This window comes from Psychromonas ingrahamii 37 (genome assembly GCF_000015285.1).
Classification (GTDB): domain Bacteria; phylum Pseudomonadota; class Gammaproteobacteria; order Enterobacterales; family Psychromonadaceae; genus Psychromonas; species Psychromonas ingrahamii.
Genome location: NC_008709.1, coordinates 3,055,477 through 3,077,478, shown reverse-complemented (window position 1 = coordinate 3,077,478; position 22,002 = coordinate 3,055,477). Strand labels below are relative to the sequence as shown.

Below are 22,002 nucleotides of genomic sequence, written 5' to 3'. Positions count from 1 at the left end.
ATTATTCAATAATTTTATGAAGTTGAGATTTTAATTTGGTCATCTCTGATTGTAAGGTAGCAAGCTCTTCTCTAAAAATGGCGCTGTTATCATCTTTTAATATTTTGTGCCATTTACTGGTAAAGGGCCTTATATGCTTTTCGAAATAGTGACTTACAAGTATGTAATAGTTTTTACAATTAGGGCCGTGTTTCTTTGCTATAGAACGGTGCAGATAAAATAGTTCATGCAGACTGTTTAAAGCGGCTTTGTCGACACCTGACTCTTTATCTAACGCCTTGGTTATGATCCTTGTGTCTAATTCAACAAAAAAATCCCATGCCGCATTTCTATCAGCTTGAGTATATGTACCATCTTTTTTATATGTACGGTTGAAGTAGTTAATATAAGCGGCAATTCGTTCTGGTGACGATGCTGTTAATTTTTTGAATCTGCCGTAATGATCTTCTAAATTACTACTTGATGCATCTTTGTCTACTTCGTTTAGATAATATTGCCTTGAGAATTCAGCAGAAGTGATATTTATGTCTTTTAATGCACTTTTAAGTTCTTCAATGGTTTTAATGACTGTCAACGTAACTTCCCTGTATTAGTGTCTAATTCCCTTTGTGCTTCTCTATTAATTTCAATTGGTTAGTAATATTATCAATGTATTAGATTAACTCATTAAGGAAATGAAGATGAACAAAAAAATATCACCGGATAATAATAACACCTCAAATCAAAAGAATGCCAATAAAGGCTCAAGTGGTACTAATAAACAGTACGACCAAGCCCAAGGTAATCGCGGTAAGCAAATGAATCCAAATAAAAAAGGTAAATAAGCTTATTAGCTTGGTGTGATTAGAACTTTACTTGGCCCAATTATTTAGCTGAGTAAGGTTCCAATTGGAGATTGGAAAGTGCTTAGCATTAGCTGGCGTTCCTGACGTTGAGTCATTAGGTATCCGCATTAGGAGCACATGATTACTGCCATGTTTGCTTATAAAAGCATTAATTTCCCATTGTACCCATAGGCTGCTGTGCGTATCTGGACCGACTAAGACCAGTAATCTGTCTGATTGAGCTAATAATGAACTAATTTCTTTTTTTACAGGGTTTGAAGCGTTGTCATTCGGTGAGCGGCGATTGATATGGTTGTAATCATTGTAAATAGGCGATGATAATGATTTGTTTTTGAATAACAGATTATTATTCGGATTACTATTAAGAGATTTAATCAGGTTAATAGAGGCAGTATCTCGATGATTATGACTAATGAAAATACGTTTCAAATTTAACTCCAAGTCTTATTTAAACACCATTAATAGTATTTTTAGTAAAAGTATTAGTGGGGCTTAATTTTTAAAATACAATAAACAGGATGTGATAAGTGTCGAACAAATTATTAAAACCAAGAATTGAACAAATAATTGCCCATTTATCAAATGGGCTGCATGAACGAGATGAAGTCATCGCGGTTTCTTTATTAAGTGCTTTGGCAGGTCAAAATACATTTTTATTTGGGCCTCCAGGCACAGCAAAAAGTTTGATATCAAGACGAATATCTCATGGTTTTGAGGGGGCTAATTATTTTGAGTATTTGATGAATAGGTTTAGCACGCCAGAGGAAGTATTTGGTGCTGTTTCAATTAAAGCGTTAAAAGAAGATAAGTACACTAGAAAAACACAAGGGTATCTTCCAACTGCTGATTTTGCTTTCCTTGATGAGATATGGAAATCAAGTCCTGCAATATTAAATACATTACTCACACTCATTAATGAGCATACTTTCAAAAATGGCGATGTTACTGAGAAAGCGCCATTAAAAGCACTTATTTCTGCATCCAATGAAACTCCCCAAGAAGGTCAAGGTCTTGATGCTCTTTATGATCGATTTCTTATTCGCATGTTAGTGCCACCTATGCAGAAAAAAGAAAACTTTGAAGAATTATTACAAAGTAAGCCAACTGTCGCAGCCATTGAAATAAAGAAAGAATTACAAGTTTCAACCAATGAATGGAACGAATGGCAATCTAATATACATGATGTTGCCTTATCTAAAGAGACATTAACTATTATCTCTCTGATTCGTATTGAATTAGATAAACGAAATAAGAAAGATAAAGCAGATGTTATTTATGTTTCAGATAGACGTTGGCAAAGAGCAGCACTCCTGATAAAAGCTTCTGCATTTTTCTGTGACCGTTCAGAAACTAACCATAGTGATACTTTATTATTGCGCCATTGTTTATGGACTAAAGAAAATAATATAAATCAGGTCTATGAGCTTGTTGAAAATGCGGTACAACAATGCGGAATGAATACTGAGAATAACCTTTCATCCCTTGATAAAGAAAAAGAGCGCCTTGATCAAGAGATAACTAAAGAGCTCTATTATAGCGACGATATTTATAGAACAGAAACTCTTGCTGATGGGATTGAATATTTTAAAGTCAGCAGAGACATAAAAGAATACCATTCTTTTCGCTCCCCAAAATCGACTTGTTCTTTTTATATTAAGAATGGGTTATTGAAATCAGCAAAAGAATTTCAGCCAGTTGATAAGCAAGGCCAAGAAATAAAGTGGATAAAATGTGATTTTGATAATCAAGGCGCTTGTGCTTTAAGTTATGACATAGAAAAAACAGGTATAGATTACGATTACATTGACTGGACGGAATTGCCAAGTTTTACGCCTGATATTTTGTTTTATAAAGGGCATCAAAGGTTTGATGTAAATAAAAGGTTAATATCTTCATTATTAGAATCTACTCATAATTTGAAGAATAAAATAAAAAACAATTTAGCATCAATAGAGGACCAAAGGAGTGTATTTGTGACTGCACTAGAAACGCCCTTTGTCCCCAAGAGCACCAGAGAAATTTCTGTCACTGGGGTAGACGAACAAGTCAATGATATTAAATTAAGACTCAGTGATTGCGATCGGCTTGTCGAGCTATGCGTGAGAGCATCAAATGACTGATTATGCAACTTCTGTGGGAACCTCATTAGAGAATAAATATAGCAATTTATTTAAAAAAAACACTTCTCTATCTGTGTTGATGGCAGGGAAGCTGACTGAATTCAATAATCATGTTGAACGTGAAATAAGTACTAAATTTGATTTATCACATTTTGAATTATTATTGGAAAAATCAGAACAAAGCTTACTATCACATAATAAATCAAATCATATTGAGTCTGCACAAGAAGATTATAAGCATTACACTCAATTCGTGAATCAAGCAAAACTTCACCTTAATCCCTATTGGGGGAAAGTAATCCATGCCTTGAGTGAAAAGGTAAGCGTAAAAGAAAAAATTGAACCTAAGGTTGAAAATAAGCATTCCAAAGACCAACGCTACTTTGCGATGGTAAGCACTTCTAAGAGGAAAACACTGCAAAATAAAGTGACTGCGGCTTTAGATCCTTTACTGACCAGAACACACCTGCTCGGCGAATGGCGCAAACAAATAGAGCAGAAGCGTGTGGAGTGGGAATTAAATTTAATTCACAAACTACAACAAAAGTTTTTAGAAAAAATGGAAGAATGGCTTCGTTATTTGAGTGCGTTAATTAATTCCATTGATGATATTGGATTTGATCTGGGCTACTTTTTGGATTTTTCAAAGGGTGAGCTCTCTGAATCGGACATTGAGCAAATAAAAAAGTGGCTTAACTATATTCAAAATGACAAAGGAGCTCAATTATTATGCGACTTATTAGGTAAGATTCGCCAAGTAAGTCATTCTGATAAAATTGAAATTGCCAATAAAATAATTGATGTCCCATCTCAGTATATTGATTCTAATTCAAAAGAAGAAATTGTAGGTATCAAATTAGGTCAAGAATTAGAGCATGTTTTACCGTCAGAATTTGCTTTATTATCTGATCCTTCAACGTCCATTTTATTTGACTTAAAGTACATTGAATCTCGCTTGATGTGTTTTGATATGGTTGGGATTCAAAATTCAGTTGATCAAATTGAAATTGAAGAAGAAGTGACGGTCCAAGAAGAAAATACAAAAGGCCCGATGGTTATCTGTGTTGATACAAGTGGTTCGATGCATGGTTCTCCGGAAGCAATAGCAAAAGCTGTAACCCTTTTCTTATCGTCAACAGCACAAAAAGAAAAGCGCGACTGTTATTTGATCAACTTCTCAACTAGCATTGAAACACTCGACCTGTCAGGTAATTATTCAATTAAAACATTAATTGATTTTCTTCGTAAATCATTTCATGGCGGGACTGATGTTGCTCCTGCTATCAACCATGGTCTTAAAGTAATGCAAAACGATACTTATGAAAATGCTGATATGCTTATTATTTCAGATTTTGTTATGTCGTATTTACCAGACAAAACAGTCAAAAACATTGGGGTATTAAGAGAGTCCGGAAATCGTTTTTACTCTCTTTGCATAGGCAATGCATTTATGTCCAATCGTTTATCAGCGATTTTTGATAGAGAGTGGATATATAATCCGGCAACGACAAGTATAAAAGAGTTAATTGGTTTTCAATGTGAGGTTGAAAACGCTATGAAGGAAAACAACGTTATTATTTAACTTAAAAAAATAATGAACTTCAATAAAGTGATTTTAGATTAAAATTAAGCTTCATTACTTCTTGCATTTCAACTACCTAAATGGACAGTTTGGGTAGTTGAATATTATGCTTGCTGGTAAAGATAAACACTGAAGCTAAATTTCCAATTCAACAAAATCCTTATCAATATCATCCTGCACAATGTCTAAATAACGTAACGTTACAGAACTTTGGCTCTCTCAGTAAAAAGGACATATTAAAATTTGGAATAATAAGATCTGGCGAGATAAGTTATCTTGCCAATTGACAAACTGGCCTGTTCTTCAACAATTTCAACAAGCTTGTCTATTTGATCAAAACGATTCATTGGATACTGCCCTAAAAGAATCTTATTAAGATTGATTGTGTAATGGATAAATTAATTTAACTAAAACGATCGTTTGTGGTTCGCTTTAGGAGGGATATCACTTGGGCTGTTATTTTTAAGGTAGTTGAGAAGTTCAAAGGAGGTAAAGCTGTAGGTAGGGGGTTATTAGCATAGGCTGCTCAATTTATGCAGAGGGATGTGAGTGTTAAAATAGGATGGTTTCGAGTCAACGACAGCATGATAGATGGCTAGGCGAAAAGTGCGCAGAATGGCCGTTAACTAGAGTGATCGCAATGATTCTTACACTGTGGAATTGATTATAATTTTTCAGCGTTGGACAACGAGTCATTAAAAGCCGCTGTTGTTCTTCCTGCTGACTCAAAAATAATCCCGACAAGGGCCGGGATTATTTTTCATGTTTAATTAAGGAAAGGCCAGTATTATAGCGCTAGTTTAAGTATTTCACCTGCCTCTTTGGGCGTAATATCACCATGTTCACCCAATTTAACCAGCCCGTGAAGTATTAATTTCTCCTGCACTGCCGGGATATCTTTTTCACCTAAACCGTAAGCTGAAAGCCGGGTTGGATTGCCCATCAAGACAAAGAATTCTTCGGTTTTTTGGATAGCCAGATCAATACGCTCTTCTTCACTTCCCTGGTGAAGAGCAAAGACACGTTCAGCATATTGCAGCAATTTTTCTCTTTTTTGCTGTTTCTTAAATTTCCAAACAGCAGGTATCACAATAGCCAGTGTTTGTGCGTGATCAAGATTGTAAAGACCCGTCAGTTCGTGACCTATCATATGGGTTGCCCAGTCTGTCGGCACCCCTGTTTTTAAGGTACCGTTGAGCGCCATGGTTGAGACCCACATCAGATTTGCCCGCGCATCATAATTGGTCGGATCTTCGAGTGCGACTGGCCCATCTTCAAGTATGGTCAGCAGCAATGATTCAGCTAAACGATCCGGTACTTTAGCATTAACCGGGTAGGTAATATATTGCTCGACAGTATGCACAAAGCTATCGACCGCACCGTTTGCAATTTGGCGTTTTGGTAGCGTATAGGTTGTTTGCGGATCTAAAATTGAAAAAACCGGATGCACATGCGCTGATTTAAAAGATAACTTATCTTTTGTCGACGCTTTAGTGACCACTGAGCCACAGTTCATTTCCGAACCGGTTGCCGGCAAAGTGAGCACGCAGCCTAATGGAATAGCGGCTTCAACGCAGGCGCCGGAAGTCTGAATAATGTCCCAGCTATCTCCGTCATAGACAGAGCCAGCAGCGATGAACTTACTGCCATCAATGACAGAGCCTCCTCCCACTGCAAGGATATAGGTGACGCTTTCCTTTTTAGCAAGCGCAATGGCCTTAACCAGTGTTTCGTAATGGGGGTTAGGTTCAATACCGTTAAATTCAACCACCTCGTAACCTTGGAGTGCGTCCATTACTTGATCATAGACGCCATTTTTTTTAATACTGCCACCGCCGTAGGTTAGCATCACCTTTGCATTAGCTGGAATTTCTTCTTTTATTTTAGCAATTTGTCCTTTACCGAAATGGATTCTGGTGGGGTTGAAAAAAGTGAAGTTATTCATTTTATTTCCTTCGTTGGCGAATTAAAATTAATCAGATTAGGCGCGACATGATACAGCTATAACAAATAGCTGGACACCCATCTAATTGACTAAATATTAATCCGCTTCTCTGTGGGCAAAGCTTTGAGCATCGCAGACAATGGATGGTCAAACACCTCCAGTTTTTAACTTCTATTTTTAACCTTCATTTTTAATATCGATACCTGTGCTTATGCCATTATGTCTAATCCCCGTAGTTAACATAAAAGGCATCTGGTTTTGCATGTTAATGAATTAGAAAACAGTGGGTTAACCGATGAAGACGTTTTTCTGCGGTGGGGTCATTAGAAGAATTAGCCTCTTACGCTGAACATACTGGTAAATGTTGGATTGCCAAGAAAAATGTATTGCATCGATGTTTAGATTAATCCCCTGATTTAAAATACGTTAATGATGTCTTATACATCTCTGCTCGTTGAGGATCTTAAACACGCGTTAAATTTATCCCCTCTAACTATATAAATCTGTTTTTCAATGAGATTTTGCTCGCTACCTTAATAAATCACTTAAATGTTGCTTATTAGGGCTGATATTTATGCGCCTTTACATTAAATGACAACCATTGTAATTAATGGATGTCCGCAATTTCCCTTGCTACGAAACAAAGTATTTTAACTCATTATTTAACAGGTGTGGAGCGTCCATCTATGTCACATATTTCATTTTATTTTGTAATGACAGAAAACCACATAAAAGACCGCTTACTAAATTGAGGCATGGATTATAAATTGTAACCATTAGAGTGAGATACGGTTGTCGCGATAGAAGATATGGCTATCATCACCATTGAAAAACACTTCAATTTCGCTATCAAGTTTAAGTTCCTGGTCTTCTGAAAGGTGCACTTTTAACTTATTGTAAGTCGAAAAATTGCCAAATAAACAGGTGCTGTTACCCAACCTTTCGATATCTCTCACTGTCATAGGAAGCGAAACATGGTCATTTTTTTCCAAAGAAATATGTTCAGGGCGAATACCAAACAGTACCTCATCTCCCACATTGACAGCACCTGACTGTATGCGTTTCTCTACTAAGACGTTTTCTCCTAATTCAATCGTCGCGATTTCACCATTTAGAGAATAAATTTTTGCCGGAATCATATTCATTTGAGGTGAACCGATAAAACCAGCAACAAAAGTATTATTAGGTTTCTTATATAATTCGATTGGGCTTCCAACCTGCTCTATATTACCGGCTCTTAGTACCACTATCTTATCCGCCAATGTCATTGCTTCGGTTTGATCGTGCGTAACATAAACCATGGTTGCACCCATTTCTCGATGTAATCGTGCAATCTCTAATCGCATATCCACGCGTAATTCAGCATCGAGGTTTGAAAGTGGCTCATCAAATAAAAAAACTTTAGGTTTTTTTACAATCGCTCGCCCAATAGCAACACGCTGACGCTGCCCACCTGAAAGATTAGCTGGTTTTCGGTCGAGCAAGGGAGTTAATTGTAGACTCTTGGCAGCTAATGATACTGCTCCGTCAATTTCACTTTGTTTTTTACCGGCCATTTTTATGCTAAACCCGATATTTTCTGCCACAGTCATATGCGGATACAAAGCATATGACTGAAACACCATGGCAACACCACGTTCAGAAGCATCCACTTTATTCATTAGTTGATCTTCTATCGTTAGTTCACCACCACTGATATCCTCAAGTCCAGCAATCATACGTAACAATGTAGACTTACCGCACCCCGATGGACCGACAAAAACAACAAATTCACCCGAGTTTATTTCTAAATCAATCCCTTTAATAATATTGGTAGAACCATAGTTTTTTACTATTTTTTTTAGTGAAATCTGAGACATTACTTTCCTTCCTGATATCGTTATTTATGCGCCATCGGAGTGGCGCATTTTAGGTGTTACATTATGTCTTCAATATCGTACTGAGCATCTTCAAGCGCCATATCTACGCTCTTACCTGTTAACCAAATAGACTGAAGTTCACGATTTAAAATATCTTGAATTGCACCATATTTTGTTGAAGGAGGGGTATCCGTTGCGCGATCTTTCGTTGCGATATACTCATCACGATGATCTAACTCTTGATATTCTTCAGAATTGAGCACTGAATTTCGTACAGCCATGTGACCGGTACGAGACCAATCAAGGTTATGGTTATTAATCCATGCGAGTAAACCAAGTGAAGCGTCAAATTTTGCTTTGTTCTTAGCTGTTTTCGCAGGTACTACCCACATATGCGTATCAGCCCAGGTTGCTGGTGTCTTGAACAGTGTGGGAAAATCAGCCACTTGATAGTTAGCTAGTGGCACTTTGTTATCTTTTGCTTGAGCAGTATATAAATCAACAGCCCAAGTACCATTAACAAGCACCGCAGATTTACCATCAATAAATTTTTGCTGAGATTCGGTGTAGTTTAGACGCGGATCAGCCCCTTTTTGCTTGAAGAGATCAAGCACAGTGTTAACAGCAGTGCGCATCTCTGGAGTATTAACGGTAACATTACCTTTAGTATCAAAAATATTACTGTCTTGCTGCCATAGCAGTGCCAATACGAAACGTACCCCTACCGGAAATTGTGCAAAATCGGCAGCTAAATAGTCTTCACCCGTTTTCTCTTTCATCTGTTTTGCATGTTCAATAAGCTCTTGTGGCGAGCCAGGTAAAATGGCTTTACCGGCTTTATCCACTAATCCCGCTTTTTGCATCAAATCTATATTGATATGCCATAGGTTTGCATGTAAGTCCATTGGCACACCATAAATTTTTCCTTTATAGGTGACCGCATCTAATGCCGACTGGGTCCAATCTTTACTATCAATACCGGCATTTTTTAGCACTTCTGCACTCAATGCTTGAAGCGCGCCAAGGTCAGCAAACTCGGGCAGACGATGACGGTGCATTACGTGTACATTTGGCGGTGTACCACCAGAGTATGCTGTTTTAATCTGAGCGTAGTAATTTCCCCAATTAGTCGGAAGTGTCCGCGCCGTATTGCCATTATCAGCTTTGCTGTAGCCATCAATAATTGATTGTATAATGCACGCCTCCCCCGTTGCTTCTGAGATATTTTCAGATACTTCTTCACAGGCTCCAAAGAAACGACCGACTGTCACCTCTTCAGCTAGAGACTGAGCAGAAAATAAAGCTAGCGCGATGGTTAATGTTACTTTTTTCATATTTATGTTCCCTTTAATAGTTAATACCACTTTTTTCATGCTTTTGTTTTTCTCAATGTCGTTATTTTTCTCCGCCTAAGGCGAACCCTTTTACAATATGTTTTTGGAAGATAATGTAGAGAATGATAACCGGTAGTGAAGCAAATGCCCCCGATGCCATTACACTGCCTAAGCCTTCTGATTGCGCAAAATTACCCTGAATTGATGCTAAACCAACCGTAATAGTAAACATTTCAGGTTGTTGAGCTGAAACGAGTGGCCATAGATAATCATTCCAGGAAAATAGAAAAGTAATAATGCCTAATGTCGTAAGCACTGGACGGGCAAGTGGCAGGAAGATATATAGGAACTGCTTTGGAATACTTGCACCATCTAATTTAGCCGCTTCCTCAAGTTCATTTGGCACTTCTTTAAAATACTGCGTCATCATAAACACACCAATTGGCAGGCTTAAACGAGGAATAATAAGTCCGGCATATGAGTTGTGCCAACCCAGATCAGAAAAGAAGGTATACAAAGGGATAAAGACCGCTTGTTCTGGAATCATCAGACCCGCAAGTACCAGCGGATACATCACTTTTTTCCCGGGGAAATTCAAACGTGCAAAGGCAAACCCCGCAATGCTTGAAATTAATAGCACCAAAATCGTTGTCATACCGGACACAATTACACTATTCCAAAACCATTGCGGCACTTTACTCATGCTAAATAGGTGAATGTAGTTATCCAAAGTAAACTGTGCGGGAAACAGACCTAAGAGTGTATCGGCAGTATCGCGTGCTAAAAGCGCATTTGGTTGAAATGAAAGTGAGAACATCCACAACATTGGGACCAGCCAAAGAGCTGCAAATACAACCATAGCGCCCAAAATAAAAGTTTGAATATTACGCGTGTTCATTACTGCTCTCCTCTTTTACTTACCTTTGCCTGAATTAAGCTGAAGGTCATCATAATAATAAACAGCATAATGGCCATTGCCGATGCATAACCCACATTCGAATCTCGAAATGCAGTCTGATAGATATAACGTACGAGAACCTGAGTGCTATCTCCAGGGCCGCCATTGGTCATCAGGTGTGACTGACCAAAGACTTGGAAGTGCAGGACGAGCTGCATAATCAATACAAAAGTGATTGTGCCTTTAATAGACGGTACAATGACGTACCAAATAATTCCCCAACCTTTCGCTCCATCAAGACGAGCCGCTTCAAGACGATCGTTTGGAATACTCTGTAAACCAGATAAAAATACCACTAAAGCAAAACCTAATGACCACCAGACGGTTGCAATCACAATTGCGGGCATTGCTAAATTTTGATTGGTTAACCACGCTATAGAGTCCATGCCAAAAATTTCAAAAATATTGGCTATAAAGCCATTTTGGGGGCTATACATTAGCTGCCAGACCAAAGTCACTACCGTGACTGAAAGCACTTGAGTTGAGAAGAAAATCGTACGTAAAATCGCGGTGGTTTTACCTGGTTTATTAAGTTGAATGGCCAGGACTAAAGCCAGTACCGTAATAAGTGGCCCAACATACAATACAAATTTAACTGTATTGCCGACAGAGGTCCAAAAACGACGATCTCCAATACGTCCTCCATTTTCAGGTCCCCAGCCCATCAAGTAAACAATGATTAAGAGTGCAGCAATACTTAATCCCCAGAGTAAGGGAGTCATCTTATTTTTCTTATTTGCATTCCAAACAAGAAAAGTCAGACCTGCGCCTAAAAAAACACGAAATAGGAGTAATTGATCCCATTCAAAATCCCAACTGCGAGGAAAGAGAAGCTTGATATAATTATCTAGACCGACAAACTCTTTTGCATCTGGATTAAATGCAACTTCAAGTAAATTCCACTCATGCAAACTGATCCAAATACCTTTAGCAAATGGATAGAGTAAAAAAAGGCCAAAAATCACCATGTATGGCAGTACAAAAAGACTCCCCCACATTCTTTCTTTTGCTTGATAATTCATAATTCTCTCTTAAATAATATCTTTGAAATCCAATTATTTTTTTGTGAGTTTTTTGAGCAGGTCGATTTCAGATTGATCGTATGCTTGACCATTTTCATCGAATAAATCATGAAACCACTTCGTGCTAAAATTCGGATCATCAGATTTGATTGCAGGCCAAGGTAAATAAGTCTGTGTTTTACCTTTCACTAATCCCCATTGGTAACATCCGATATTAAGTTTATGAAAGATAGGCAACTGTTCATGCATCAAGGATTCAGCATGGCGAGCAAGCCATTCAGTGCACAGCATCGGCCTTTGGTACACTTCCACCTTCTCAATGGCTTTATAAAATAGATCTAAAGGCAGGTAGGCATGAAAAGAGATAACATCAGATAGTTCCAATGCACGCAAATCTGTTTTGTGTTCATAAAGTGGTAAGGAGCGATCTAAGATGCTAGGTGCATGCCAAGCCCCTACAGTTAATGGCTGACTCGGGTTGATTTCTCTCGCCCACTCAAATGCTTTCTCCATCAATTCATGACTAAACTCTTCCATCTCATCATCGAAAGCTAATTCTCCTTCTGTTGAGAAAATCATACGGTTAGTGGGTTCGTTATAGAGATCCCAAATGATGATCCGCTCATCATTTTTATAAGTAGAAATAATGTCACGTAGATACGCTTCAACATCGTGCCACTGTGATTTATCCATCACAATGTTTCGACCTGGTGTGGCAGCAGCTTGGCTGTTATGAAGACCTGATACAGATACTTTTTGAGGGCCAAGGTAGGGGTGATCACCGGAGAAAGCACAATCATCCATTGGTGTTAACATCACCTTCATATGAAAGCGCTGACAGATATCCAAGAAACGTTCAATGCGTTTATGTAAGCCATTACGTTCAGCTTTCCAAACAATAAAAGGTACCGTCGTCCGCAAGGTGTTATAGCCGACATTATGAGCCCACTCAATTTCTTGTTCCATAACTGCCGGCTCAAAAGTTTCCGCTTGCCACATTTCAGTCCAATTTACAGCCGTCCTCGGAAGATAGTTAAATCCTCTCAGCCAACCGTGTTGTGCTTGCCATTCCCAAGCACGCTCTTTCGACCATTTCATCCTAAACACTCCAAATCAATCGAGATTAACTGACATCAGTCAATAACTAATATTATTAGCTGATAGTATTAGTTATTGGCTGACAGTCACCTCGGAATGGACATTAACGTGACTATATTCACGTTTACGATTTGTTTTTAGAAAGAAATTGTGATCTAACTCCGTAAAGCTTTCAATTGTTAATTACTTTAGCTAATATTATTAACTCTTATTTAGCTTGGTGATCTTATGAAAAAAAATAAAAAAATTACAATGAGTGACATCGCCACAGCTGCGGGGGTCTCGCAATCGACAGTTTCACTGGTATTGAATCGCTCTCAATCAATCAAAATTGCCGAGTCAACCAAGCAGAAGGTGTTGGAAACGGCAGATTCACTTGGTTATAGCAATAGGAAAGTGACTCACGCATTGGGCAGAACCCAAAAAATTGCCATGGTGATTAACGGTCTAACCAACTACGATCCCTTTATTGACGCCATCAACGCGGCGCGAGAGGAAGCTTGGTCTAATGACTACATTCTGATCACTTTCAACTATGGCAATGATGCTGAGTTAGCCCATAAGATAGAAGCAGAAGTGAACAGTGGTGAATATGTAGGACTTATTTATGCGTCCAGCATGACACGTGCACTCAAACAGCAAAAAGTTAACAGCAGCCTGCCAACCGTCTTGCTTAATTGCACTAACGAAGATGCTCCTGAGGCTCAATCTATTCTGCCGGCTGATACGATTGGTGCTTATAAAGCAGTTTTTCATCTTACATCTCAAGGGTATCGACGTATTGCGATGCTGACAGGTGAAAGCTGGATGTTGGCAACAAGCAAGCGAGTCAGTGGATACCGTCAGGCGTTGATTGATGCGGATATTATTCCAAAAGACCATTATATTCTTGAGGCAAACTGGTCTCTAAAAGAAGCTCATCAACAAACCCTTAAGTTACTGGAACTTGCCACTCCACCAGAAGCTATTTTCTGTGGCAGTGACTATATGGCAATGGGCTGCTACCAGGCGATTGCAGAGAAAGGACTCAAAATTCCGCAAGATATTGCTGTAGTAGGGTATGATAATCAACCGATTGCTTCTGAGATTTTTCCTGCATTGACCTCGGTGGAATTACCTTATTCTGTCATGGGTAAGGAAGCTATTCAGTCAATTGTCGCGCGGATTGCGCATCAACCGTTGCTTTGTATGCAAAGAAAGATTGAAGGTGAATTGATTGTACGTTCCTCTTCAATAAAAAAATAAACTGAGAAGTTCACCAAAAACGTTATCTAAACCATAAACTGATGGATTGTTTGAGACAGTCAAACCTTTTTGATGAACTTATAATAACCACCTCCCCGCTAATCTATTGACTAATATTTTTAGCTGAAAATTAGCTGAGTTGTCGATCTGCATGGCAATTTTTATATTTAATTCCAATCAACTAGAGAACTAAGATGTCACAAGCAAACTTCTTATTAATCCAAAGCTCCATGACTAAAACCAATGCGATTGATGGTAAACCAGCAAAGCTTTTACATTTAACAAACCAACATGGCATGACCGCTACTTTCATGGATATAGGCGCAACATGGTTAAGCTGTACGTTACCAGTCAATAAAGAACATCGGGAAATCCTACTCCGCTCGCTGAACATGGAAGAACACATAAAACAAACGGCATATTTTGGTTCTGTCGTTGGACGCTACGCAAATCGTATCAGTAGAGGAAAATTTTCGATCAATTCAAAACCGTATAAAATTACCATTAACGATGGTGACAACTCTCTGCATGGTGGTGTAAACGGATTTGATAAACGTCGTTGGACCATCGAATCGTCGAGAGAAAATAGCGTCACCTTTTCTCTATATTCAAAAGATGGTGATCAAGGTTACCCAGCTAATTTACAAGTGAAAGTCACCTATACCTTGACCAATGACAATGAGCTTGTGATCGATTATTTTGCCAAGTCGGATAGCAATTGCCCTGTAAACTTAACCAATCACGCTTATTTCAATTTGGCTGGTGAGCAATCTAACGCGAAAAGCTTAGATCACACCCTACAGATGCACGCAGATCACTACTTGCCAACACATGATGACTTAATTCCTACAGGGGAATTACGAGCAGTGAAATCTACCAGTTTTGATTTCAATCAAGAGAAAAAAATTGGAGCAGAATTTCTTTCTGAACAAGATCAAAAAATCGCGGGAGGCTATGACCATGCTTTTATTTTTAATAAGAAATTAACCAATGGTGAAGCAACAGTTGTTACCTTAACTTCACCAGAAAAAGAGGTGAGCATGCGAGTTTCAACTACCAAGCCTGCGATCCAATTCTATTCAGGAAACTTTCTTGCCGAGACGCCCGGGGCATCAAAAATTTACCAAAATTATGACGGGCTAGCGTTAGAAACTCAATACTTACCAGATGGTCCAAACCATTCTGAATGGGGAGAGAGTAGCGGTATTTTAAGTGCTGAAGCGACATATCAGCACCAAACTACCTATCAGTTTGAGTTCTAAAAACATTTAATCTAAAAGGTGATGTTGGGTTGAAGGTCATAGAATTGATCAGGCAAACATGTAATTCTGTTGAGATTGAGATTTTAAAAGGAGTTGTTAGCAAAGATCATGTTCATCCTTTAGTTTCAGCTCCCCCTAATATGGCACCAAGTGAAATAATGAGAAGGGTGAAGGGGAGATCCTCATCTAAACTATTTGAATGTTTCCCCGGCTTAAAAAAGCGATACTGGGGGCATTATTTTTGGTTTAGAGGATATTTTTTTGTCATATCTGGGGATGTTACCGAAGAAATGATTAAAGAGTATTTAGCCCATCATTTTGAGCCAAAAGTCGATGATAATTTTAGAACTGAGCACTAAAACAACGGGTTTTTGACCCGTATTCGGACTTTAGTCCATAAATCCTAACCCACCTACTTTAGTAGGTGGTTGTTGAGTTTTTAGCTTTATTACTATATAAATAGTAATAGTACTTAATGACCTTGAGCGGTTTACCTGGTAATAGATTTAATAAATAGTCTGCCACAATTGAGTGATAAGGCGGCTAAACTTAAACTAATGCTGTAGGAAAAAATTATTGAACACAGAAAAACATATAACCGTCTCCCTTGACGCTGCAGCGTTGTTGGCTGCTCTCACTCACCTCATCACTTAGTACGTCTAAGCTCATGGGGCTGAGTTCCTTGATCGCCTGGCTGCAACTCCAATGGCTTTGGGTATATATTGATAAAAATGGCGAGGACTTGCCAGAAGTATGAAACTGAATATGGGGCAACACAGAATGAATGCAAACAAAAGATCAAAAGACTTTCCTGTAGTTTGCGTCGGAGGATCGGCCGGCGGGCTAGATGCTTACATCCGCTTACTAAAAAATCTGCCGGCTGAAATGGGGGTTGCCATTGTCATAGTTAATCACCTCAGAACAGTATCTACCATGCTCCACGAGATCCTCCCGACGTACACAGAGATGCCGGTTGAGCTGATCACAGAAAGATTAGACCTCGAGCCTAACCATGTGTACATCATTCCTGAAAATCGAGATTTGCATGTTCTAAACGGAGAGTTCCGCCTGAAACCTATCTCAAAGCCCAAGGGATGGCCCGACGTGATTACGGTTTTTATGTGTTCAATGGTCGGGCACTGGGACGGCAAACTGATCGCTGTTATTGTCTCGGGCTATGATGGTGACGGGGCAGCAGCGCTTTGCAGCATTAAAGATGAAGGCGGCATTACCATCGCGCAGAAACCCGACACCGCCGGGCAGCCTGATATGCCTGAGAGTGCCATAGCCAGCGGATGTATCGATTTTATTCTGGCACCTAAGAGTATCGCTCATGAAATTGTACGAATTGCCCACGCGGAATGAAATAGCATGTATTTGTAGACATCACCCACATGCTTCGACTTTTACAAGAAAGCTAAGAATTGCAGTAAAAAACAGTGGTGTTAGTAAACGTATTTCGGCACATACATTTCGACATTTTTTTGCCACAGGCTTGTTACAAAATGTCACTGACATTCGTACGGTTCAGGAATTATTAGGCCACTCTGATTTATGTACCACCGAAATTTATACGCATGTCATTGGAAGCCAGAAAGCAGGAACAATAAGTCCAATAGATTCCCTTATTTCCAATGGAGAATAGCTGAGTATAAAGAATAGCTGGACACCCATCTAATTGATTAAATATTAATCCGCTTCTATATTATTTTATTCAGACACTGTTTTGAATGATTAGGAGCTCATTATGACGCAATCTCGCGCAACACAATTTTCCCTGGTTGATACACCTTACTTTATGAATAACATCCCTATCATTCACTTCTTCGAAGCCAGCTGAAGCTGTTCAAATTTGTTCCCTAAAAATTTGTCATTGTATTTTTTTTGTGCACGTCGTGCTTTTTTATGCGGCAAGGATAATTCAGCGGGCAAAGCTTTCAGACAATGTATGGTCGAACGTCTTCCGTTTTTAACTTCTATTTTTCCTCTTCATTTTTAATATAGATACCTTCTCTTATGCCATTATGTCTAATCCCCGTAGTTAACATAAAAGGCATCTGGTTTTGCATGTTAATGAATTAGAAAATAGTGAGTTAACCAATGAAGAAGTTTGTCTGCGTTGGAACCGTCTTTATTCAATGCCAACATTGGTTAGCCGATGGCAAGCGGGGGCTGAGTTATCCGAAGGGGAGTTATTGATGGTCAAAACGGTTGTTAGTAGATGGAGAGAAAGATTAATGGATATCTCTTGGTTGATGCGCAGTATTAATGAATTTGTCGCCCGTAAAGCAAACAAAGAAGATAATTGCGCTGGTCGATTTTATTCGCTGCCATTCATGGCACTCACCCTGCGGGCAAGCTAAAGCTGTTCCAATATTTTCCCGAAATATTGGTGGGAGGGGCGCTTTAAATCACAGGCACTATTAGATGAAAATGCGTTGCTTACCTGCATGGCTTATGTTGATTTAAATCCAATACGCGCCAAAATGGCCTCTAGCATAGAGTGCTCAGAGTACACTTCTGTCCATGAGCGCATTCATGGCAAGGCTCAGGATGCATCCCAAGGTATTCCTTTTTCGCTGATTGATTATATTGAATTACTGGATTGGACGAGCAGAATATTACGAGATGATAAGCGGGGTGTGGTACTCGGTACTCAACCTCAATTATTTGATATATTGGGGATTGATGATAAAACCTGGTGTGAATTAGCGAGTAGTTTTGGCAAAAATTATCATGGTGCGGTGGGGTCATTAGAAGAATTAGCCTCTTACGCTGAAAATACGGGTAAACGTTGGATTGCTAAGAAGAATGTATTGCATCGATGTTTACATTAATCCCCTGACTTAAAATAGTTTAATGTTGTCTGATGTATCTCTGCTCGTCGAGGGTCTTAAACACGCGTTAAATTTATCCCATCTAACTGTATTAATCTGTTTTTCAATGAGATTTTGCTCGCTACCTTAATAAATTACTAAAATGCTGGTGATTAGGGTTCATATTTATGAGCCTTTGCATTAAATTATAGCCATTTCAATTAACGGATGTCCGTAATTCCCACTAAGTTAAGTGTGTTGCCTTTTTTTATTTTTCGAACATTTTAATTAAGTACATCCAAGATCAGGTTTTCTAAGGCTAATAAGGACATTTACGAGTTAGCCTTCTAAGTCTTTTTGTAGCACATAGGGGAGCCTACTTGGTTAAAGAATCTTAAAAGTTCGCCAACCAATATCGCTAAGCTGCTAGTAGACAGCACAGATTGTAGCGCAACCGCAAATGAACAACTTGGTTTTGCATTAAATCAGGATGAACAAACCCAATTAAGTAATATTAAGTCAAATAACTATAAAGTGTTTTATAAGGGGATAAAATCCATTCTAGATCAACGCAGTTTTACCGGTTGGACAACCATTGGCCACACTGGCCTAGATGTGCAATATTTGCCAAGGGGCCAGGCAAAGAGCTATTTAAGGGCCATTTAAATAATACCGATATTGCCAAAAAAATATTCAGTTTGCTGGGCCAAAAGTAATCAAGAAAGTTTATATTGAGTGAACAAAAAAGCCAGTGTCGACTGGCTTTTTTGGGTTTTAATCCTGAGGGATAATCTTAGCTTTTATTTATTTTCAGCCAAGAAGTGGTCGAGATCTTGACCGGTTAGTTTTTTGATTTGTGCAAATATATACCATAAGGCACCAAGCAGCATGATCATGCTGGGGATCACAATAACAGGGTAGCTTAACGCCGTCATGTGGCCAAGTTCTTCAGTATATTCAGTGGTGCCAGGGGAGCTAACCAATATGACCTTAGCCAGGATATAGTTAAGTGCTGATGACAGAAAAAACGAACCGGCAACAATATACGAACTGATCGCCAGTTTTTTCTCAAATAAGTCAGCTGTGCCCGTTTCTTCAAGTGACTTATTTAAATTATGCCAATTTACAATCTGCTCATTGAGTACAAATACTTTTAGCAATGGCTTACTGGTGCGTTGGGTAATTAATACTGCTAATCCAATAAATGCCGGAATAGCCGCTTCTTTAATAGCGATATATTCAGCGGGTAATTGTAACAAACTGATACCGCCGGTTAAAATAACGCTAACAATACCTAAAATTGAGAATGCATTCACTTTGCCTGATTGTTTTAAGTCCCATAAACCGAAGCCAATTGGAAAAATTAACGCAGCAACAATGCTCCAAGCCGGCCCTAAACTATCTTCACCACTTAGTTTGGTCATGATCAATACAGGAATGATAATGTTAAAGGCTAAGTTACCTAACATTCTGCCTGGTTTCTTTTCGATATTTTCGCTCATTTAAACCCTATTTAAAAATGCTAATTTCCGCTACATTATATGGTTATTCTGAAAGTAGACCTACCAATAATTTGATTTAAGCTGAGCTGAGCTTCGTGATCGGTACTGCTTATTCATCGTTCAGCTTATTTTGTTGGTTTAGCCAAACCATTGCTCCTAAGATAGACCAAGGTGTTGAATCAGACCGTGTCGCAAATGTAGCAGGGTTCAATCTTCATGCGGGTGTAATGAGTGACGCTCAGGATAGGAATAAATTCGAAAGACTTTGCCGTTACTTCTTTTGAAGAGAGTCCCGCTCTGCTGTATCAAAAAAAGGTTGGCAATAACAACTTACGGGAAAATTCGTTACCAACTTAAAACACTCTATCGTGATGGTACCACCCATGTGATCTTTGACCCCCTCGATTTCATTGGTAAATTAGTAGCCTTCATTCCGCCACCAGGTCTTGTTGTAGTTGAATTAGCCAGATACTTCAATAAAGGATAATATCCGATTTAAATCTTAATTTGCCTGAAATAGACAAAAATTGCCTGATAGCTGACCTAAGCTTTTGTTGATTTTTAGCGACAATATTCGACTGTAAAGTGCCATTTGCAGCCCGCAACAATTTATTTCAACAGTTGCAACACTGCCTTTAATTTTTATCAATGATGATAGAGGTAGTTTTTATTTTTTCATGTCGATGCAGAAGTCAACAATGACTTCTTAAATACCCTCTGATTACCGAAGCACCGCGTCTAAATAAGAGCTAGACAGCAGAAATGTAAAAGTATGAGCGGCTTGCGCTTACTTCTCCTTGCTGCTCACTAGTAAATCTTTCGCCTGGTTTATTTTTGCTGCCAGATAATTGCTTCCTCCCTTATCTGGGTGGAGTTTCAGCATCAGTTTGCGGTGGGCCTTGATAATATCTTCCTCCGTTGCGTTATTATCAAGGCCCAGTACTGCATAAGCTTCAATTACAGTCATCTTACTGCTATCGCTTCCACGAGATTTTTGCCCGCTCTCTTGATAGCCATTTCCTGCATTGGCAGCTTCGCGCCAGTCAGCACCATACTTGCGATCAAGATAGGCAGCCAAAATCTCAATAGCATCTGGATATTCCTTACCAGCTAGGATATAGAGAGAGATTAAATCTGGCAGATCAAATTCAGACAGATATTTACCCTTGCTAACAGTGTCCAATAATTCACCATCTACTTCACCACTTTCATGATCGAAGGTCATTTTTAGTAAACTGGTTTCAACAGTAGAATGCTTGGATGAACCCGAACTCTGTTTAGTTTTAGCCTTCTGGTAAAGGCCTTTAAAAAACGGAAAGTAACGTAGAAAGGGTAACAAGCGCTTAGCAAATACAACTAAACCTGTTCCCAGTGCTGCCAAAATATAAAGCTTTCCAGTGACTGTTAGCAAGATTAGCGTCGCGATAAACGCGAGCACGCCGGCTTTCGCACCGACTTTCTTTCTTTGTTCCCGTTTCAGAGTTCGAATATATCCGACTGTGATATAGCCGATGATGATAACCGCTATTAAAGCGATAAATACTAACATAGAGTTTTCTCTTATTTGAGGTATCAGTTAAGCCGCAAAGCCAATTATTCTTTAATTTACAGTGTTGTTATTTCCGTGGGAACAGTTGGATTATTGGCGGCTATCTAATCATGATTATTTTAGCTACTGCAATAAACGGCGCACGCTCGCATCCTTACTCAATAAATTACTTTCCAGGGCAGGTTTACCGCCCGCTGCATACACTGCAACCGCTGCTAACAACTGACCTAACTGTCTGGCACTGCCTTGATCAAACTGGCAATATGCGCCGCCACTCAATGTCGCTAGCTGTGAGAAGATACTTCCAACCTTTGGATTTTTTCCCTCCTGAAAAACAAACACAGGGCTGAGGGGCAAATCTGAATGGCACTGCATTAAGCCTGAAATGTATAGATAATGGGTGTTCAGTGTAATTTTAAATTCTGAGACAATTCAACATAACTCATTAAGTGCATGTTTATTCATCTATTTACAAAGTATGTAAAATAAAGTCTCTTATTGAAAGCCCCGAAAACATAGGCGTTATCCCTTAATGCAGTGCCATTCGGGTCAAGTCTTTCATTTTGCAGTTTTTTAATAATTAGCATCTGCTCTAAGGCTATGGGGGCGTTTGCAACTTAGCTGTGTACGCCTAATTATTTACTATTAGAAGCGTAGTTTTTGTATTAATTTACAATGAAAAAGATTATTAACTACTTATACAGCTTCAGATATACACATATTGGGAAGTTGAGTTCCCAGCACTATAAATAATTCTATTTTCTTATTTATTGAATTTATAAAGAGGGCTTCTTATCGAATAATTAATGATATTATTTATTTAGTTCTTGATCTGAAATATGTACAAAATAAGATTAATTAAAGG

At 38.8% G+C, this 22,002-nt stretch carries 21 protein-coding genes and 2 pseudogenes; 12 read left to right on the top strand and 11 right to left on the bottom strand.

Going from position 1 to position 22,002, the window contains the following annotated elements; genetic code table 11:
- Position 1: 1 nt before the first annotated feature.
- Positions 2–574, bottom strand: coding sequence for a hypothetical protein (locus tag PING_RS12965; protein ID WP_011770799.1), 573 nt, complete (start codon positions 572–574; stop codon positions 2–4).
- 106 nt (positions 575–680) lie between these two features.
- On the opposite strand from PING_RS12965, the gene PING_RS21055 reads away from it, so the two are divergent.
- Complete coding sequence (locus PING_RS21055; RefSeq protein WP_011770798.1) at positions 681–824, top strand: hypothetical protein; 144 nt, start codon at positions 681–683, stop codon at positions 822–824.
- A gap of 27 nt (positions 825–851) precedes the next feature.
- Here the strand turns inward: PING_RS21055 and PING_RS12960 are convergent, their stop codons facing one another.
- Positions 852–1,274 carry a TIR domain-containing protein gene (locus tag PING_RS12960; RefSeq protein ID WP_011770797.1) on the bottom strand — a complete coding sequence of 141 codons (423 nt, stop codon included), beginning with the start codon at positions 1,272–1,274 and terminating at the stop codon, positions 852–854.
- Positions 1,275–1,372: 98 nt separating this feature from the next.
- On the opposite strand from PING_RS12960, the gene PING_RS12955 reads away from it, so the two are divergent.
- Complete coding sequence (locus PING_RS12955; protein ID WP_011770796.1) at positions 1,373–2,965, top strand: AAA family ATPase; 1,593 nt, start codon at positions 1,373–1,375, stop codon at positions 2,963–2,965.
- Entirely contained in the window at positions 2,958–4,547 is a 1,590-nt protein-coding gene (locus PING_RS12950; protein WP_011770795.1) for a VWA domain-containing protein, read from the top strand. Before PING_RS12955 ends, PING_RS12950 begins: the two co-directional genes overlap by 8 nt.
- 787 nt (positions 4,548–5,334) lie before the next feature.
- Here PING_RS12950 and PING_RS12945 read toward each other — a convergent pair.
- The 6 genes from PING_RS12945 to PING_RS12920 form a co-directional block, all read right to left on the bottom strand.
- The gene (locus PING_RS12945; protein WP_011770794.1) at positions 5,335–6,492 is read right to left on the bottom strand and encodes an iron-containing alcohol dehydrogenase; all 1,158 of its coding nucleotides are present in this window, start codon (positions 6,490–6,492) and stop codon (positions 5,335–5,337) included.
- Between the two features lie 776 nt (positions 6,493–7,268).
- The gene (locus PING_RS12940) at positions 7,269–8,351 is read right to left on the bottom strand and encodes an ABC transporter ATP-binding protein (protein ID WP_011770793.1); all 1,083 of its coding nucleotides are present in this window, start codon (positions 8,349–8,351) and stop codon (positions 7,269–7,271) included.
- Positions 8,352–8,407: 56 nt separating this feature from the next.
- Complete coding sequence (locus tag PING_RS12935) at positions 8,408–9,685, bottom strand: extracellular solute-binding protein (protein ID WP_011770792.1); 1,278 nt, start codon at positions 9,683–9,685, stop codon at positions 8,408–8,410.
- 61 nt (positions 9,686–9,746) lie between these two features.
- Positions 9,747–10,583 (bottom strand): carbohydrate ABC transporter permease, encoded by an 837-nt coding sequence (locus tag PING_RS12930; RefSeq protein ID WP_011770791.1) that lies wholly within the window; start codon positions 10,581–10,583, stop codon positions 9,747–9,749.
- Entirely contained in the window at positions 10,583–11,665 is a 1,083-nt protein-coding gene (locus tag PING_RS12925; protein ID WP_157035368.1) for a carbohydrate ABC transporter permease, read from the bottom strand. The genes PING_RS12930 and PING_RS12925 overlap by 1 nt, the downstream gene beginning before the upstream one ends.
- Positions 11,666–11,698: 33 nt before the next feature.
- A complete protein-coding gene (locus tag PING_RS12920) occupies positions 11,699–12,763 on the bottom strand; it encodes a cellulase family glycosylhydrolase (protein ID WP_011770789.1) in 1,065 nt (354 codons plus the stop codon).
- Between the two features lie 228 nt (positions 12,764–12,991).
- On the opposite strand from PING_RS12920, the gene PING_RS12915 reads away from it, so the two are divergent.
- The 8 genes and pseudogenes from PING_RS12915 to PING_RS21880 all read left to right on the top strand — a co-directional run.
- Positions 12,992–14,008 carry a LacI family DNA-binding transcriptional regulator gene (locus tag PING_RS12915; protein WP_011770788.1) on the top strand — a complete coding sequence of 339 codons (1,017 nt, stop codon included), beginning with the start codon at positions 12,992–12,994 and terminating at the stop codon, positions 14,006–14,008.
- A gap of 194 nt (positions 14,009–14,202) precedes the next feature.
- Positions 14,203–15,270, top strand: coding sequence for a galactose-1-epimerase (galM, locus tag PING_RS12910; RefSeq protein WP_011770787.1), 1,068 nt, complete (start codon positions 14,203–14,205; stop codon positions 15,268–15,270).
- 11 nt (positions 15,271–15,281) lie between these two features.
- Positions 15,282–15,629, top strand: a pseudogene (tnpA, locus tag PING_RS12905) (IS200/IS605 family transposase); the annotation flags it as partial.
- Positions 15,630–16,050: 421 nt separating this feature from the next.
- Positions 16,051–16,635: a chemotaxis protein CheB gene (locus PING_RS12900; RefSeq protein ID WP_011770786.1), complete on the top strand. Its 585-nt coding sequence runs from the start codon at positions 16,051–16,053 to the stop codon at positions 16,633–16,635.
- Positions 16,604–16,915, top strand: a complete 312-nt coding sequence (locus tag PING_RS21445; RefSeq protein WP_083761767.1) for a tyrosine-type recombinase/integrase — start codon at positions 16,604–16,606, stop codon at positions 16,913–16,915. Before PING_RS12900 ends, PING_RS21445 begins: the two co-directional genes overlap by 32 nt.
- A 418-nt stretch (positions 16,916–17,333) precedes the next feature.
- Positions 17,334–17,633: a hypothetical protein gene (locus PING_RS20295; RefSeq protein ID WP_049752985.1), complete on the top strand. Its 300-nt coding sequence runs from the start codon at positions 17,334–17,336 to the stop codon at positions 17,631–17,633.
- An 87-nt stretch (positions 17,634–17,720) separates the two neighbouring features.
- Positions 17,721–18,107, top strand: coding sequence for a hypothetical protein (locus PING_RS20290; protein WP_041766484.1), 387 nt, complete (start codon positions 17,721–17,723; stop codon positions 18,105–18,107).
- Between the two features lie 549 nt (positions 18,108–18,656).
- A pseudogene (locus PING_RS21880) lies at positions 18,657–18,802 on the top strand (alkaline phosphatase); the annotation flags it as partial.
- A gap of 84 nt (positions 18,803–18,886) precedes the next feature.
- Here PING_RS21880 and PING_RS12885 read toward each other — a convergent pair.
- Positions 18,887–19,588, bottom strand: coding sequence for a VC0807 family protein (locus PING_RS12885; protein WP_011770785.1), 702 nt, complete (start codon positions 19,586–19,588; stop codon positions 18,887–18,889).
- 265 nt (positions 19,589–19,853) lie between these two features.
- On the opposite strand from PING_RS12885, the gene PING_RS20095 reads away from it, so the two are divergent.
- Positions 19,854–20,075, top strand: coding sequence for a transposase (locus PING_RS20095; RefSeq protein WP_198134691.1), 222 nt, complete (start codon positions 19,854–19,856; stop codon positions 20,073–20,075).
- A 300-nt stretch (positions 20,076–20,375) separates the two neighbouring features.
- Here the strand turns inward: PING_RS20095 and PING_RS12880 are convergent, their stop codons facing one another.
- Together PING_RS12880 and PING_RS12875 are read right to left on the bottom strand one after the other, a co-directional pair.
- Entirely contained in the window at positions 20,376–21,137 is a 762-nt protein-coding gene (locus PING_RS12880) for a DnaJ domain-containing protein (RefSeq protein ID WP_011770784.1), read from the bottom strand.
- A 123-nt stretch (positions 21,138–21,260) separates the two neighbouring features.
- A complete protein-coding gene (locus PING_RS12875) occupies positions 21,261–21,494 on the bottom strand; it encodes a hypothetical protein (protein ID WP_232279364.1) in 234 nt (77 codons plus the stop codon).
- Positions 21,495–22,002 lie beyond the last annotated feature (508 nt).

Bases quoted from the DNA above. Each gene is read 5' to 3' on its own strand.
- PING_RS21055 (WP_011770798.1), top strand. From the start codon at position 681: ATGAACAAAAAAATATCACCGGATAATAATAACACCTCAAATCAAAAG.
- PING_RS12950 (WP_011770795.1), top strand. From the start codon at position 2,958: ATGACTGATTATGCAACTTCTGTGGGAACCTCATTAGAGAATAAATAT.
- PING_RS12945 (WP_011770794.1), bottom strand. From the start codon at position 6,492: ATGAATAACTTCACTTTTTTCAACCCCACCAGAATCCATTTCGGTAAA.
- PING_RS12940 (WP_011770793.1), bottom strand. From the start codon at position 8,351: ATGTCTCAGATTTCACTAAAAAAAATAGTAAAAAACTATGGTTCTACC.
- PING_RS12935 (WP_011770792.1), bottom strand. From the start codon at position 9,685: ATGAAAAAAGTAACATTAACCATCGCGCTAGCTTTATTTTCTGCTCAG.
- PING_RS12930 (WP_011770791.1), bottom strand. From the start codon at position 10,583: ATGAACACGCGTAATATTCAAACTTTTATTTTGGGCGCTATGGTTGTA.
- PING_RS12925 (WP_157035368.1), bottom strand. From the start codon at position 11,665: ATGAATTATCAAGCAAAAGAAAGAATGTGGGGGAGTCTTTTTGTACTG.
- PING_RS12920 (WP_011770789.1), bottom strand. From the start codon at position 12,763: ATGAAATGGTCGAAAGAGCGTGCTTGGGAATGGCAAGCACAACACGGT.
- PING_RS12915 (WP_011770788.1), top strand. From the start codon at position 12,992: ATGAAAAAAAATAAAAAAATTACAATGAGTGACATCGCCACAGCTGCG.
- galM (WP_011770787.1), top strand. From the start codon at position 14,203: ATGTCACAAGCAAACTTCTTATTAATCCAAAGCTCCATGACTAAAACC.
- PING_RS12900 (WP_011770786.1), top strand. From the start codon at position 16,051: ATGAATGCAAACAAAAGATCAAAAGACTTTCCTGTAGTTTGCGTCGGA.
- PING_RS21445 (WP_083761767.1), top strand. From the start codon at position 16,604: ATGAAATTGTACGAATTGCCCACGCGGAATGAAATAGCATGTATTTGT.
- PING_RS20290 (WP_041766484.1), top strand. From the start codon at position 17,721: ATGGCTTATGTTGATTTAAATCCAATACGCGCCAAAATGGCCTCTAGC.
- PING_RS12885 (WP_011770785.1), bottom strand. From the start codon at position 19,588: ATGAGCGAAAATATCGAAAAGAAACCAGGCAGAATGTTAGGTAACTTA.
- PING_RS12880 (WP_011770784.1), bottom strand. From the start codon at position 21,137: ATGTTAGTATTTATCGCTTTAATAGCGGTTATCATCATCGGCTATATC.